The sequence below is a fragment of the Flavobacterium zepuense genome (assembly GCF_007097145.1).
GTDB lineage: Bacteria > Bacteroidota > Bacteroidia > Flavobacteriales > Flavobacteriaceae > Flavobacterium > Flavobacterium zepuense.
The window spans coordinates 56,875-73,493 of sequence record NZ_VJVZ01000007.1 but is presented as its reverse complement, the minus strand read 5'-3'; the positions used below and the strand labels follow the sequence as shown (position 1 = coordinate 73,493).

The 16,619-nt window shown below is 40.5% G+C and carries 10 protein-coding genes; 5 read left to right on the top strand and 5 right to left on the bottom strand.

All coding sequences use genetic code 11. The features are described 5' to 3' along the window. Positions 1 to 2: 2 nt before the first annotated feature. Positions 3 to 2,552 (bottom strand): ATP-dependent Clp protease ATP-binding subunit, encoded by a 2,550-nt coding sequence (locus FMM05_RS11800; RefSeq protein ID WP_143373587.1) that lies wholly within the window; start codon positions 2,550 to 2,552, stop codon positions 3 to 5. A 281-nt stretch (positions 2,553 to 2,833) separates the two neighbouring features. Here FMM05_RS11800 and gyrA point away from each other — a divergent pair, with 281 nt between their 5' ends. Further along, complete coding sequence (gene gyrA / locus FMM05_RS11795; protein WP_143373586.1) at positions 2,834 to 5,419, top strand: DNA gyrase subunit A; 2,586 nt, start codon at positions 2,834 to 2,836, stop codon at positions 5,417 to 5,419. A gap of 10 nt (positions 5,420 to 5,429) precedes the next feature. Beyond that, positions 5,430 to 6,713, top strand: a complete 1,284-nt coding sequence (locus FMM05_RS11790; protein WP_143373585.1) for a tetratricopeptide repeat protein — start codon at positions 5,430 to 5,432, stop codon at positions 6,711 to 6,713. A gap of 174 nt (positions 6,714 to 6,887) precedes the next feature. On the opposite strand, the gene pheT is transcribed toward FMM05_RS11790, so the two are convergent. Continuing rightward, positions 6,888 to 9,311 (bottom strand): phenylalanine--tRNA ligase subunit beta, encoded by a 2,424-nt coding sequence (gene pheT, locus FMM05_RS11785; RefSeq protein WP_143373584.1) that lies wholly within the window; start codon positions 9,309 to 9,311, stop codon positions 6,888 to 6,890. Positions 9,312 to 9,532: 221 nt separating this feature from the next. Here pheT and FMM05_RS11780 point away from each other — a divergent pair, with 221 nt between their 5' ends. Continuing rightward, a complete protein-coding gene (locus tag FMM05_RS11780) occupies positions 9,533 to 12,034 on the top strand; it encodes a M14 family zinc carboxypeptidase (protein ID WP_143373583.1) in 2,502 nt (833 codons plus the stop codon). 1 nt (position 12,035) lies between these two features. Then, positions 12,036 to 12,512: a hypothetical protein gene (locus tag FMM05_RS11775; RefSeq protein WP_143373582.1), complete on the top strand. Its 477-nt coding sequence runs from the start codon at positions 12,036 to 12,038 to the stop codon at positions 12,510 to 12,512. Here the strand turns inward: FMM05_RS11775 and FMM05_RS11770 are convergent. Next, a complete protein-coding gene (locus FMM05_RS11770) occupies positions 12,509 to 13,177 on the bottom strand; it encodes a hypothetical protein (RefSeq protein WP_143373581.1) in 669 nt (222 codons plus the stop codon). The genes FMM05_RS11775 and FMM05_RS11770 overlap by 4 nt on opposite strands. Before the next feature lie 107 nt (positions 13,178 to 13,284). Between FMM05_RS11770 and FMM05_RS11765 the strand changes: the two genes are divergently transcribed. Continuing rightward, positions 13,285 to 14,268 (top strand): endo alpha-1,4 polygalactosaminidase, encoded by a 984-nt coding sequence (locus FMM05_RS11765; RefSeq protein WP_143373580.1) that lies wholly within the window; start codon positions 13,285 to 13,287, stop codon positions 14,266 to 14,268. Here the strand turns inward: FMM05_RS11765 and FMM05_RS11760 are convergent. Both FMM05_RS11760 and FMM05_RS11755 read right to left on the bottom strand, forming a co-directional pair. After that, the gene (locus FMM05_RS11760) at positions 14,237 to 14,689 is read right to left on the bottom strand and encodes a response regulator (protein ID WP_143373579.1); all 453 of its coding nucleotides are present in this window, start codon (positions 14,687 to 14,689) and stop codon (positions 14,237 to 14,239) included. The genes FMM05_RS11765 and FMM05_RS11760 overlap by 32 nt on opposite strands. Next, the gene (locus FMM05_RS11755) at positions 14,686 to 16,080 is read right to left on the bottom strand and encodes a sensor histidine kinase (RefSeq protein ID WP_185965576.1); all 1,395 of its coding nucleotides are present in this window, start codon (positions 16,078 to 16,080) and stop codon (positions 14,686 to 14,688) included. Before FMM05_RS11755 ends, FMM05_RS11760 begins: the two co-directional genes overlap by 4 nt. Between the last annotated feature and the right edge of the window lie 539 nt (positions 16,081 to 16,619).

Below are 16,619 nucleotides of genomic sequence, written 5' to 3'. Positions count from 1 at the left end.
AATTAGCTTGCAGGATTTTCTGCTTTCTTGATGGCAACAGAAAGCTCTGTACCGTTTTCTTCAAGATCCATGAAAATCTCATCACCGCTTGATATTTTAGATGTAATGATCTCTTCGGCCAAAACATCTTCAACATATTTCTGGATAGCCCTTTTAAGTGGCCTTGCACCATACTGTTTGTCAAATCCTTTTTCGGCAATAAAATCTTTGGCTTTATCGCTAAGTGCTATGTTATAGCCAAGGTCTTTTATCCTTGCATATAGTTTTTCAAGCTCAATATCAATAATAAGGTCTATGTGCTCTTTTTCAAGGGCATTAAACACAATAATATCATCTATACGGTTAATGAACTCTGGTGCAAAGGTTTTTTTAAGCGCGGCTTCAATAACACCTTTGTTGTGCTCATCTGCCTGTAGTTTTTTGGCAGATGTACCAAAACCTACACCCTGGCCAAAGTCTTTTAACTGCCTTGCACCAACGTTAGATGTCATTACTATGATAGTGTTCTTAAAGTCGATCTTGCGGCCTAAGCTATCAGTAAGGAAACCGTCATCAAGTACCTGTAAAAGCATGTTGAAAACATCAGGGTGAGCTTTCTCGATCTCATCAAGAAGCACCACACAGTATGGTTTCCTTCTCACTTTTTCGGTAAGCTGTCCACCTTCTTCATAACCTACATATCCCGGAGGCGCACCTACAAGGCGAGAGATGGCGAATTTCTCCATGTACTCGCTCATGTCTATACGCACAAGGGCATCTTCGCTGTCAAAAAGCTCTTTTGCAATAACTTTAGCCAACTGTGTTTTACCAACACCGGTTTGGCCTAAGAATACAAACGACCCAATTGGTTTGTTAGGGTCTTTAAGCCCTGCACGGTTACGCTGAATAGATTTGGCAATTTTGTTAACTGCCTCATCCTGGCCAATTACTTTACCACGAATAAGTTCCGGCAATTTAGCAAGTTTGTTGCTCTCTGTCTGTGCAATACGATTAACAGGAATGCCTGTCATCATACTTACCACATCGGCAACATTATCTTCGGTAACAGTAATACGGTTGTTTTTAGAATCTTCCTCCCACTGCTCCTGGGCAATAGCAAGGTCTTTTTCTATACGTTTCTCGTCGTCTCTAAGTTTAGCGGCCTCTTCATACTTTTGTTTTTTAACAACGGTATTTTTAAGCTCACGAACCTCTTCAAGCTGCCTTTCGAGGTCAAGTATTTGTTTAGGAACATCAATGTTTGTAATGTGAACGCGTGATCCTGCCTCATCTAAAGCATCAATAGCTTTGTCCGGTAAAAAGCGCTCGCTCATGTACCTGCTTGTAAGTTTTACACAGGCCTCAATAGCTTCCTGGGTGTAAATTACATTGTGGTGATCTTCGTATTTGTTTTTGATGTTGTTTAGGATAGTAATTGTTTCTTCTACCGTGGTAGGCTCTACAATTACTTTTTGGAAACGCCTTTCAAGAGCGCCATCCTTCTCAATGTACTGGCGGTACTCATCTAATGTAGTAGCCCCGATGCATTGAATTTCGCCCCTTGCCAAAGCAGGTTTAAACATGTTAGACGCATCAAGAGAACCCGTAGCGCCACCGGCACCTACAATAGTATGTATCTCATCTATAAACAGGATAATATCATCATTTTTCTCAAGTTCGTTCATAACTGCTTTCATACGCTCTTCAAATTGTCCGCGGTACTTAGTGCCTGCAACAAGGCTGGCAAGGTCTAAGGTTACAACACGTTTATTGAAAAGTATACGCGATACTTTCTTTTGGATAATGCGCAGTGCAAGGCCCTCGGCAATGGCCGATTTACCCACACCCGGCTCACCAATTAGTAAGGGGTTGTTTTTTTTACGGCGGCTAAGAATTTGAGACACACGCTCAATTTCCTTTTCACGGCCCACTACAGGGTCAAGCTTGCCTTCTTCGGCAAGTTCTGTAAGGTCGCGGCCAAAATTGTCCAATACCGGGGTTTTAGATTTTTTATTGGTCTTATTGCCTGCTGCAGGGTTATTGAATGTGCTTTCGCGCAAACTGTCATCCTGTCCTGGATCGTCGTTATAGGACTCTGCTTTTGGCAGATTTTCCATATAGTCTTCTTCGTTTGATGTCATGCTGATAAATTGTTCTTTAACTGTTTCGTAATCAATTTTTAGTTTGTTGAGCAATTTTGTGGTAGGGTCGTTCTCATTGCGCAATATGCATAACAATAGGTGGGCCGTGCTTATAGAGGTGCTCTGAAAGACTTTAGCTTCCAGGAAAGTAGTTCTAAGTGCCCTTTCGGCCTGGCGTGTTAAATGAAGGTTTTTCTTTTCATTGTTACGCTCAGCATTAGGGTTTGCAGGGCTTAATATCTCAACTTTTTTGCGTAAATGCTCCAAATCTACCGATATGTTATTAAGGATAGAAATAGCCTTACCATTACCGTCCCTTAAAATTCCCAACATTAAGTGTTCTGTACCAATAAAGTCATGCCCTAACCTTAAAGCCTCTTCCTTGCTGTAGGTTATTACATCCTTGACCCTTGGTGAAAAATTATCATCCATAATGTTATCTTTAATAGTGTAAATTTAACTATTTAGTTTAAGAATTTACAAAAACCATACCCAGTTAAATGTACTGACAATACGCTTTAAAAGTATTGTCATGCTAAGTGACGAAAAATAAGTGAATAATAAAAGCGTTTTTATATTAGTTTATGAACTTTTATTGGAGGTAGCAATGTTGATAAATGGTTTAAAAATCTAAGCTAAAACGATTAAAATCGTAATAAAATTGCGTATATTGGCACGTTTTGTAATAACTATAAATTTTAATATAACTACTTATGGCAGAAGGAGAAAAGTTAATTCCCATTAATATAGAAGACCAAATGAAATCGGCTTACATTGACTATTCAATGTCGGTTATTGTTTCCAGGGCGCTTCCGGACGTTAGGGATGGCTTGAAACCCGTGCATAGAAGGGTACTTTTTGGTATGTACGAACTGGGGGTGCTTTCTAACAGGGCCCACAAAAAATCAGCAAGGATAGTAGGGGAGGTATTAGGTAAGTACCACCCGCATGGCGATACATCTGTTTATGATGCCATGGTACGTATGGCCCAGGACTGGAGTCTTAGGTACCTTTTGGTAGACGGACAGGGTAACTTTGGATCTATAGACGGCGACAGCCCGGCAGCAATGCGATATACCGAGGCAAGGATGCGTAAAATATCTGAAGAGATAATGGCCGACCTTGATAAGGAAACAGTAGACTTTCAGTTAAACTTTGATGATACACTACAGGAACCTACGGTTATGCCAACCAGGGTGCCTAACCTTTTAATTAACGGTGCAAGTGGTATTGCAGTAGGTATGGCAACTAACATGCCGCCACACAACCTTACCGAGGTTATTGATGGTACACTTGCCTACATAGATAATAATGAGATTGAGATAGACGAGCTAATGCACCATATTAAAGCACCGGATTTTCCTACGGGTGGTGTAATATATGGTTATGAAGGCGTTCGCGAAGCTTTTAAAACAGGCCGTGGGCGTATTGTGGTTCGTGCTAAGATCAACTTTGAAGAGGTTGACGGGCGTGAATGCATTATCGTTACCGAAATTCCGTACCAGGTTAATAAGGCAGAGATGATCAAGAAAACTGCCGACCTTGTAAATGATAAAAAAATTGAGGGTATTGCCAATATCCGCGATGAGTCGGACAGGAACGGTATGCGTATCGTTTACATCCTTAAGCGCGATGCGGTGCCTAACGTGGTGCTTAACACCTTATATAAATATACACAGTTACAATCTTCTTTTAGTGTTAACAATATTGCGCTTGTAAACGGCAGGCCGCAAATGCTTAACCTGAAAGACATGATTCACTACTTTGTGGAGCACAGGCACGATGTAGTTGTTAGGAGGACTAAATTTGAACTTCGTAAAGCCGAAGAACGTGCGCACATATTAGAGGGTTTAATTATAGCATCTGATAATATTGATGAGGTTATCCAGCTTATACGTGCATCGAAAGATGGCGAAGAAGCGCGTGGTAAATTGATTGAAAGGTTTAACCTTTCTGAAATTCAGGCGCGTGCTATTGTAGAGATGCGTTTAAGGCAGCTTACCGGCCTGGAGCAGGATAAGCTTCGTGCAGAATATGAAGAGATAATGAAATTGATCGCTGAGTTAAAAGCTTTATTAGAGAGCAAAGAACTTAGGATGGCACTTATTAAAGAAGAGCTTGTAGAGATACGCGATAAATATGGCGATGACCGTCGTTCTCAAATAGAATATGCCGGTGGCGATGTTAGTATAGAAGACCTTATTGCCGATGAAAATGTGGTTATTACCATATCACACGCAGGTTACATTAAGCGTACCCCGCTTTCTGAATACAAAACACAAAACAGGGGTGGTGTAGGCCAAAAAGGCGTGGCAACACGCGACCAGGATTTCCTTGAGCACCTGTTCGTGGCTACAAATCATAACTATATGCTGTTCTTTACCCAAAAAGGAAAATGTTTCTGGATGAGGGTTTACGAAATTCCGGAAGGTACTAAAACCAGCAAAGGCCGCGCTATTCAAAACCTTATTAATATAGAGAATGACGATAAGGTTAAGGCGTTTATCTGTACTCAGGATCTTAAGAATGAGGAGTACATAAACAGCCACTATGTTATTATGGCTACCAAACAGGGTATCGTTAAAAAGACCTTGCTGGAGCAATACTCACGTCCGCGACTTAACGGTATCAACGCGATAACCATCCGTGAAGATGATGAGCTGTTAGAAGCTAAACTTACCACAGGCGAGAGCCAGGTGCTTATAGCGGTAAAATCGGGCAAGCTGGTTCGTTTTGAAGAAGGCAAGACCCGCCCAATGGGCCGTAGCGCATCGGGTGTTCGTGGTATTACCCTTCAGGACGAGAAAGACGAAGTTATTGGCATGGTATCTGTAAATGATATGAGCAGCGAAATTCTTGTGGTATCAGAAAACGGATATGGCAAGCGAAGCAGCCTTGATGACTACAGGATCACCAACCGTGGTGGTAAAGGTGTTAAAACCCTAAATATTACAGATAAAACCGGTAGCCTTGTATCTATTAACAGTGTTACCGATGCTGATGACCTTATGATCATTAATAAATCAGGCCTTACTATTCGTATGGCGGTAAGTGACCTTAGGGTTATGGGCCGTGCTACACAGGGTGTACGCCTTATTAATATTAAAGGTAACGACTCTATTGCTGCCGTAACTAAGGTTATGCGCGAAGAGGAAGCCGTGGAAGAGGCTATTGCAGAAGGTGATATTGATGCCGAAAATGGCGTTAATGGTATCATAGTACCGGAAGGTACTGATGTTGATGACCTTAACATTGACCCTGCTGATTTTACTGACGAAGACGAACAAACAAACGAATAAATATAATTTTATGAACATTAAGTATGCACTTGCAGCGTCGCTATTGGTATCAATAAGCGCATTTGCACAAAAAGATGAGCTAAAGGCACTTAAAAAATTAAACGACAAAGGTGCTGCAACTCAAACGTATCCTGCAGAATACAAAACATTGCTGGATAAGGCAGAGCCGCTTATAGGTGCTGCCTCTAACGATCAAAAAGCTGATTTTTATTTTTACAAAGCACAATACGCGGTTGGTGAAATTAAAAAGAACCAGTCGTTAGCGCCGTCAATGTTACCTGCTGCTATTGCAGATTATAATCAGGTAATTGAGCTTGAAAAAGCTGGTAAAAAGAACCACACCGAGGAGATACAAACGCAAATTTTGCCTACTATCAAAACTATGGTGGTTAGTGCAGCTAATGATTTTAACAGGGCTAAAGATTACAAAAAGGCATCAGCTGCCTATGCTCTTGCTTACGAGGTAGATAAAACCGATGGTGTTAGCCTTTACAATGCTGCGGCAATGGCGCTTAACAGCCAGGATTACGATAGTGCCCTTAAACATTACCTTGAACTTGACAGGGTAGGTTTTACAGGCGAAGGTACTAACTATACCGCAACCAATAAAGAAACCAACGAGGTTGAGGGGTTCCCTAACCAACAAACTATGGATCTTTCGGTTAAAACTGGAAAATACATCAATCCTAAAGCTGAAAAGTTGCCTTCGTTAAAAGGTGATATCGTAAAAAACATTGCGCTTATCTATGCCCAAAAAGGTGAAACTGAAAAAGCTAAACAGGCTATGGCTAACGCAAGGAAATCTAATCCTAACGATACCGGCCTTATTATTGCCGAAGCTGAGCTTTACCTTAAAACTAAGGATATGGCCAGCTACAAAAGGCTTATTGAAGAGGCTGCCCAAAAAAGCCCTAACGACCCAGTATTGTTCTTTAACCTTGGTGTAGTTTCATCTGAAGCAGATCCTGTAGAGGCTGAGAAATATTACAAAAAAGCAATTGAACTTAAGCCTGATTATTTTGATGCCCTTGTTAATATGGGTGTACTTGCCATTCGCAACGAGAAAAAAATCGTTGATGAAATGAACAAGCTTGGTAACACTGCAAAAGACAATCAGCGTTATGATGTGCTTAAAAAACAAAGGGAAGGTTTATATAGCAACGCTATTCCTTACTTAGAAAAGGCACATAAAGCAAAACCGGAAGATCAGTATGTTATTCAGGTACTTGCGGGTATGTACCAGGCGCTTGAAAGAATGGACGATTACAAAGCCATGAAAGCAAAACTTAAATAGTAATTTTTAAGTTTTATATGATACAAAAATGCCACCTTATGGGTGGCATTTTTGTTTATAATAGATTGGACGCGAATTGAATAAATTCAATTAGATTTAATTCTTGTAATTTATGGCAAAATAAAATGCCCCATACTAAAAGTACGGGGCATTTGATATTTAGAGAATCAGGTTTTACCTTAATTGGGCACCCGTTTGGGTTTCCAGGTTTTGTCTTATTTTAGTCATTATCTTGTCTATTTGCTCATCGGTAAGCGTTTTGGTGCTATCCTGCAACATAAAGCTCACAGCGTATGATTTTTTACCTTCCGGCAGGTTTTTGCCTTCGTACACGTCAAACAGGCTTATATCTTTAAGCAGTACCTTTTCGGTGTTACGTGCAATATCATAAATGCTTTCAAACGTAACACCATTGTCTACCAATAGGGCAAGGTCGCGGCGTACTTCAGGGAATTTAGAGATATCAGTATACTTAATCTTACCTGTAACCAGTTTAGAAATAGCCCCCCAGTTAAAATCGGCAAATAGAACTTCCTGTTTAATATCAAAATGTTTAAGGATGGTTTTCTTAATGGTACCAAACTCAACAATAACATCGCTGCCAATTGCCAGGGCAATACCCTCTGCAAAAACATCATTGGTAAGCGGCTGAGTTTGTACTTTACTAAAGCCGAGCCTTGCCAGTATATTAGTTACATAGCCTTTAAACATAAAAAAGTCGGCTGTTTTTTGTTGCTGAGCCCAGCTTTCAGATGTCCTGCTTCCGGTAACGGTAAGGGTTAGGTGTTTTTTCTCTTCGTAACCCGATGGCATTTTATGGTATGTCTTGCCAAACTCAAAAAACTTAAGGTCGGCACGGCGGCGGTTAATGTTGAAAGAAACAGCCTCCAATGCACTAAACAAAAGCGACTGCCTCATGGCAGAAAGGTCGCTGCTTAACGGGTTAAGCATAAGTACATTAAATTCTTCCTTAAGGTTTTCGGATAGCTTAATATATTCCGGAGTTGTAAGCGAGTTGGCCATCATTTCGTTAAACCCAAGCGATGTAAGCTGCGAGCCTACAATGTTTTGAAGCTTATGATCATCGGTACGCGATGCGTTTGCGATTGAAGCGTTAAGCTTTTGTGTAAAGTTAATATTGTTGTAGCCGTATACACGAAGTATCTCTTCTATAACATCAATTTCGCGCTCAACATCTACGCGGTAGGATGGTATAATAAGCCCAAGCCCTTTTTCTGACATGGTGCTGATTTTTACCTCCAGCGATACCAGTATTTTTTTGATGGTTTCCTTAGGTAATTCCTGACCTATAACGCGGGTAACATTATCAAAATTTAGAAAAACCGAATGGTCTTCTATCTTTTTAGGGTAAATATCCTCAAGGTCGCAGGTAATTTCGCCACCACCGGTTTCCTGTATAAGCAATGCAGCGCGTTTAAGGGCATATTGCGTAATGGTTGGGTCTATACCCCTTTCAAACCTAAATGACGCATCACTGCTTATCCCGTGGCGTTTAGCCGATTTACGGATGCTTACCGGATTAAAGTAAGCACTCTCTAAAAATATAGCCGATGTACCCTCTGTAACACCTGATTTTTTACCGCCCATAACTCCGGCAATGGCCATAGGGCCATTTTCGTCGCAAATAACAATGTCTTCACTGCTTAGCGTGCGCTCAATATCATCAAGGGTGGTAAATTTAGTACCTTCGGTAGCATTTTTAACCAATACTTTAAGGCCTTTAATTTTAGCAGCATCAAAAGCGTGCAGTGGCTGCCCAAGTTCATGCAGTACATAATTGGTAACGTCAACCACATTATTTTTTGGGGTAAGCCCAATAGCTTTCAGCCTGTTTTGCAGCCATTCCGGCGATTGCTGTACCGTAACACCACTTATGGTAACACCACAATAGCGGGGAACAAGCTTATTATCTTCAACCTTAATATCTATTTTAAGGGTACGCTTATCTACCCTAAAGTTGCTAACCGAGGGCGTGATAAGCTCTGTATGTACATTTTTTTGGGTAAGCCCGGCCCTTAGGTCGCGCGCTACGCCAAGGTGGCTCATAGCATCGGCGCGGTTAGGGGTAAGGCCAATTTCAAACACCTCATCGCTAACAATATTAAATACCTTAGAGGCAGGAGTGCCCGGCTTAAGGTCGTCTTTTAAGATCATGATACCGTCATGGCTTTCGCCGATGCCCAATTCGTCTTCAGCACATATCATACCGTGGCTTTCTTCGCCGCGAATTTTGCCTTTTTTAATCTGGAAAGCATTTCCTTCTTTATCGTATAATGTTGTGCCAATGGTTGCTACGGGAACCTTTTGGCCCACAGCTACATTAGGCGCGCCGCAAACAATTTGTACCGGTGTGCCGTCTCCAAGGTCTACAGTGGTAACCCTTAGCCTGTCGGCATTAGGGTGCTGAATGCAGGTAAGCACGTGGCCCACTACAACACCCTCAAGCCCGCCTTTAAGCGACTCAAATTTGTCTACTCCCTCAACTTCAAGGCCAAGGTCGGTAAGCAGGGCGGCTGTTTCTTCGGATTTCCAGTCTAATTTAATGAATTGTTTTAACCAGTTGTAGGATATGCGCATTGGTATCTATTTTTTTAAAGCACGCAAAGATAAGAATTGTGATGGAAAGATAAAGTTTTAAACCGTCTTAAAATAACCTTCAGGTACGATTAAAATTTAGTGTTTTTAATTAATTTTGGGCTTAATATTTCACTTTTGGACATTGAGATTCAACAACCCGCATCTTTACCTGTGCAGTAACATTCATAATTTCCTTACATTTGGGTTTTTAACCGCACAACATGAAAAAAATACTTTCGGCATTTGTACTGTTGCTAACCCTTACAATAAACGCACAGCTTAAAAGCCCGGTCGAATTTTTACCCGCCTACGGTAAACAGGTAACATACTACTATCAACTTGAAAGCTATTTTGCCTATCTCACCCAAAACTCACAAGGGATTCAGCATCGCCCGTACGGGCAAACCACCGAAGGCCGCGGCCTGAATACCTACATAATTTCTACCCCCGAAAATTTAAAAGATATTGAAAACATCCGCCAGAACCATTTGTACCAGGCCGGATTGTCGGATGTTAAGCCTTCTGCAACAAGCGATAAAGCCATAGTTTGGCTTAGTTTTAATGTGCATGGTAACGAGCCCGCCGCTGCCGAAAGTGCCATGAATGTTGGTTTTGAACTTGTTAACCCTAACAATGCCGCCACTAAAGAGTGGCTGCAGAATACCATTGTTATTATAGACCCTTGCCTTAACCCCGACGGATACTCACGTTATGGCAACTGGTTGCGAACCGTAAGCGGTAAAGAGACACACCCGGGAATATCTGACAGGGAGCATATGGAGCCCTGGCCCGGTGGCCGCCAAAACCATTACGGTTACGACCTTAACCGCGACTGGGCATGGCAAATTCAGCAGGAAACGCAACAGCGAATGCTTGTATATAACGAGTGGATGCCTATGGTACATGTAGATGTGCACGAAATGGGCTACAATGAGCCGTACTTTTTTCCACCACCGGCAGAGCCCATGCACGATTATATTACACAATCGCAAAAGGATTTTCATACCGCTATTGGCGAAATGACTGCCAAAAATTTTGATGCACAGGGGTGGAGTTACTACACCCGAGAGGTATTCGATTTGTTTTACCCAAGCTATGGCGATACCTACCCAACCTTTAATGGTGCGGTGGGCATGACCTATGAGCAGGGAGGTATAGGTGCTGGCCGTGCCGTGCAAATGGATAATGGGGGCATACTAACACTACAGGACAGGATTACGCACCACACCTCCGCAGTACTAACAGCTGTTGAAACAGCTGCCTGGCAAAAAGACAAGCTGGTTAAAAACTTTAGGACGTATTTTAAAGACAGCCGCGAACATCCTAAGGGTAAGTATGAAACCTATATAGTTAAGAACAGCGGTAAAACCGAAGAACTTGCTAAACTACTTACACGCAATAAAATACAGTATGCTTACGCTAACGAGTCTAAAAAACTCTCTGGATACAGCTACCAGGCCGATAAGGATAAAGATTTTACGCTGGAAACTAACGATCTTATAATTAGCGTAAACCAGCCTAAGGCAGTACTTACACAGGTATTGTTTGAGCCGGTGCAGCGCTTAAGCGATAGCCTGTCATATGATATTACCGCTTGGGCACTGCCGCATGCCTTTGGGGTTGAGAGCTACGCTGTTAAACGAGATATTCAGGTAGCTACAAAAAAAGAGATTACCTATAAGGGCAAATTTGAGTATGAAAGGGTATATGCCTACTACGTTCCGTGGAATGGCAGGGCATCGGTAAAGGTACTTTCGCTGCTGCATAAAAATAAGATAAGGGTACGGTCGGCCACCAAGCCATCGCTGTACAGGGGTATTAAAGTAAGCCCCGGCGACTTGGTAATACTAAAGGGTGATAACCCTAATATTTCACAATTTGAACAGACAATGAGTGTAATGCTGGAAGGCAAGCGCGACTACGAAGTTATAGAGAGTGGTTTTGCCGTAACGGGTGCCGATCTGGGTGCCGAGTCCTATCCGCTGCTTGAAGCCCCAAAAGTGCTGTTGCTATCGGGTAGTTCGGTTAGTGCTACCGATTTTGGGCAGGCCTGGTTTTACATGGACGAAATTATAGATTACCCTGTTAGTATTATAGATGCCGATAAGTTCAGTAGGATAGATTTTACCGAGTTCAACACCATTATCCTGGCCGATGGGTATTATGAGTTTTCGGATACCGAGAAAATGCAGCTGGACACTTTTATCAATAACGGTGGTAAGGTAATAGCTATGGGTGGTGCCTTAAATATTTTTGAAGACCGCACCAGTTATAGCTTAACCCGCTATGCCAGCGATGCAGGTAAAGCCATAGAGAAAGAGCTGGATGACAAAGAAAGCCTTGATGCCCGTTACTTCACATCAGAAAGCTTGTTAAGGCGCGAGCTCTCCATGTCGGTTTCCGGGGCTATTGTAGAGAATGTGCTTGATGGGAGCCATCCGTTAAGCTACGGGCTTGGCAATAGCTATTTTAGTATGAAAACATCATCGTCGCGCTACCAACTTTTAAAAGGTGCTCAAAATGTGGCTTATGTACCTTCAAAGTTTAAAAGTTTTGGGTTCATTGGCAGTAGCCTAAAAAGGAAATTGCCCAATACGGTAACTTTTGCAGTTGAGCAAAAGGGTAGGGGTTCTGTAATTTATATGGTTGATAACCCGCTGTTCCGCGGATTTTGGGAAAGTGGTAACCTGTTGTTTAGCAATGCATTGTTTTTAGTAAAGTAACATGAAAACCTTTTTTAAAAAGTACCTGTATATAATTACAATTTTTGGTGCCATAGCGCTAACACTGCCTTTTGTGAAAATCATTTCACAGGCATCTGTAGATGAAATGGTTGAGGATGGTTACAGTCACATTAGTTACGATAAACTAAGCGCAGTAAATATTGTTTGGGAAGGTATAGAATATTACTTTTCCCAAAGTGTGGATGGCAACGAAATTATTATTCTCGCCCTGCTTGTTGTACTTACGCTTGTAGCACTAACACAGTTTATTGCCGGACTTTTTAAAAAGCGTAAGACAGTTTTATACACGGCAATACTATTGTTCAGTAGTTTTTTAGCGCTATTGATTTTCACAATTCAAAAATCTAACGATGCCACTATTTGTTACGGCTACTATACCTACCTGGTTATACAGGGGGTGCTGATTATGGCCAGTCCGTCATCTGTAAAAAAAGGCAATGATAAAAGAGTAAGTTAATTTATTTGAGAGCCCTCAAGCCACTGTATATCCAAATTGGTGCGTTGTTTAAATTCGGCAAATTGGCTGTTGGTTAAATAACCTATAATACAATCCTGCCCCAGCCCATAATTTGTGAACCGGCCTTTGGTTTGGTATTTTTCAGTCAGGTTTTGCAGGTTTTCAAAAACGGCACCATCTACCCAATCGTCGTCAACTTTAAAATTCCACTTATAAGCATCATCGTTAAGTACAAAAGATACCCATGCCTGCATTTCCTCAATATCTACATAATCTTTTACATTTTTAAAGTTGAGCTCGCCATTGCTAATCCTACCTATGTTTTCAATTATAGTAGCATAATCTCCATGATCATTAATGCACTCAGCATCAAAATGCCAGCAATTGTTGGTTATGGGTGCATAACTATCATCTTCAGTAAAGCTCCCTAAAACCAAGTACAATAAGTTATAAGGATTGTTTTCATATTCAGTTGTATCATGAAGTGAAAGCAAATAGCCCTCAGGTATTTCTTTATTTATTTTAAAACCAATAGCCTTAAATATTTCCAGCTGCTCTTTAAAAGGAACCTTCTCAATTTTTTTCACATTGTTCTTTAAGAATTTAAAAATTTTGTAACCATAAAGTAATAAGGCTGTAAGGGCAACAATAATAAATGTTCTCATAAAGAATGCCATGTTAGATAAGCTAAAATAATTAAAAATATGATTAGGCTTTTATTAGCAACGTAATAATTGAGTGACATTTAAAGTTATCATACAAACTCCCTTTTATGAAAAACGCAGCAGTAGCTTTTGCATTACTTTTTTTAGTGGCATGCAGTAGTAATGATGATAATGACTCAAACACATCAGACCCTGTGGGTGACCGCGATTTTAAGCAGGACATGCGCGATTTTGTTATTGGTATCAGCCAAAAGGCAAAAGCTGCCGATGCTGACTTTTTTATCATTCCGCAAAACGGTATAGAGCTGGTTACTACAAATGGCGAAGAAGACGGTACACCCGCCACGGCTTATCTTAGCGCTATAGATGCCAACGGGCAGGAAGACCTGTTATTTGGTTATGATAACGACAACCAGGCCACCCCGGCAGATGCTACAACTTACTTAAAATCGTTTTTAAATGTTTCTAAAAATAGTGGGAATACCATTTTAGTGACTGATTATGTGAGTACACCGGCTAAAATTGCTGCATCGTACCAACAGAATGAAGCATCGGGATATGTATCATACGCAGCTACAGAACGTGCACTTAACGTTATACCCGGCACACCCCCTCACAACGAAAATAATGTAGTAGTAACATCATTATCTCAGGCTAAAAACTTTTTATACCTTATTAACCCCGATAGCTATGCTACCAAACAGGCCTTTATAAATGCCGTTTGCGCCACTAATTATGATGCAGTGATAATAGACCTGTTTTTAGAAAATGAAGCCTTTACAACGGCTGAAATTGCCCAGCTTAAGAGCAAAGCCAATGGCGGCAAGCGTGTGGTTATCTGCTATATGTCTATTGGCGAGGCGGAGGATTACCGCTACTATTGGGATGCTTCTTGGAACAATGCCAAACCGGGGTGGATGGAAGCCCTAAACCCTGACTGGCCGGGCAATTACAAAGTGCAGTACTGGAATACCGAATGGCAAGGCATTATCTATAAAAACAACAACTCGTATTTAGATAAGATAATAAACGCCGGTTTTGATGGCGTGTACCTTGATATTATTGATGCCTTTGAATATTTTGAGAATTAATAGCCTCAGTATCCTGTACCAGATGATTTGTATACAGAACATCAAGACCTTCTAACATTTCTTTTGTTACGGGCTTAGATTTAAAAGTTGCCCATATGCCTTTAGTTAATGCCAGGGCCTCGTTAGTAGGATCTTCGGAAACACTTAGCATTACCACGACCATTATGTTTTTTATATCAAGATCAATCTTTTTATATTCAGCTAAAAATTCCCAGCCATTCATGCCCGGCATATTTATATCTAAAATAATAAGGTTGGGTTGTATAACTTCATTGCCCTGCTTTAGGTAGGCCAGGGCTTCTATGGCTGATTCTTTAGTGATTATAATTTCAGCCGCATTGTTTTTGCGTATAACGCGTTCATGAAAAAAATTATCAATCTTATTGTCGTCAATAAGCATTATGCAACTTATGGGAGTCATGCTTTAAAGTTTAGTATGGTAAATTTAAAAGTACTGCCACTTTCGGCTCCGGGTTCCACCCAAATCTTTCCGCCATGTATGTCGGCAATTTTTTTACAATTCGCCAGTCCAATGCCATGGCCTTCATATTCTTCTTCGGTTTTAACCCTTTTAAATATATGGAAAATAACATCTTTGTCCTTGCAGTTTATACCAATGCCGTTATCTGATACATAAAACTCAAAAAAACCATTAAGTTCTTTACAACCTATTGTTATATGGGGTGTCGCGTCTTTTTTTCTGAATTTGATGGCATTATTAATAAGGTTTTGAAACAATAGCCTTAATTCCGTTTCATAAGCATATAAAACAGGGAGTTCTGTTGCTACGGTAATAGTTGCCTTACTGCATTTAATAAGGTTATTTAAATCGGTAACAACATCATTTACTATATCGTTGCAATTAGTTGGGCCAAGTTTCCTGTTCCGTCCTAATTTGCCGTAATCAAGAAAACTACGAATAAGCAGGCTCATTCTGTTAGTTGCAGCTTGCATGGTATAAAGGTGCTGTTTAATTTCACCCTTTATCTGGTCAGGATAATCTTCTTCAAGCAACGTTATATAATTAGATACCGTGCGCAGGGGCTCCTGTAAATCGTGCGATGCTATGTAATTAACGTGTTCAAGCTCCTGGTTTTTTACCTGTAGTTCTATTACCTGGTCCCGTATAATTTTTTCCTGTTGTTTTCTTAGCGAAATATCAGAAACTGATGCCATTACTACCGATCCTTCCTCTGTTTTAACCGGGGTAAGAATAAGCTCTATAGGAAACTCTGTGCCATCTTTTCGCACCGCAAAAATATCTTCTTCAATACCCAGGGTTACTACCTTATTAGAAACATAGAAAGATTGTCTTCGTTCATTATATGAGTCGTGTAATTTTTTAGGAATTATTATTTGCAGGCTTTGGCCGGCAAGTTCCTGCCTTGTATACCCGTATAACTTTTCTGTTTGTATATTGGCATGGATTATTTTTCCGTTTGCATCAGATAGTATTAGCGCATAAGGAGATGACTCCACGCCAAGCCTAAAGTTTTCGCGGGCAATATTTTTTTTATGGTCCAGTTTATTAATTGCAGTACAACTCTCCCATATAAATATAAGGGTTATAGCCATAAAGCTAACAGTGAGCAAAACGCTGCCAAGCTGTGGGCTAACCCAGTTATACCTGTGGTCAAGATTGTGGAGGTATCCTAAAAGCAATATACCCAAAAACATTTTTATTGTAAGTTTCCGGGCCATATCGTTCCCAATCATCTTCCCTGTAAAAAGCTTTACCACACCAAACCCCGGATTTAAAATTGTAGTTGCTGCAGATAGCGCAATTAATGCTAAAGCAGTACTAAGGGGCATGGTTGTTATAAACGTGAAGTTAAAAAAATGAGGTACATTAAATAAATATCCAATTGATATTATACCACAAATTATAGTAACTAAATGTAATAAATACTGCAAAGTGTGCTTACAACGGTTTTTTTTAGTACAATTAAAAAAGATTGCCAAGCCTGTAATTATCAAAAATAATGCAGTAATAGGATTTATTCTGCCGGATATATTTTCAGCAGGTGTTTCCGGAACAAATAGCTCATCTGTACCAAAGTTAAAGTTAAAAACATCCTGCAATAAAGTAAGTGTTGCAAAGGCAACAACCAGTAAGGATAATGCTTTAATTACATGCCTGCGTGAGTGATTATTTTTTGGCTTTAATAATAAGGCTGTCCCTAAAAAAATAATACATATCGCCGTATTAAATTTCATAGGCATGTACCCTGGTAGTAAGCTCTTTAAAATATTGAATTTAACTATCCATCCAACTATTGCTGATAATCCTATAAGTGTTGCAAAAGAACTTGTATAAATTACAAATCTTTTGTATGTTAAGTGTATACTCT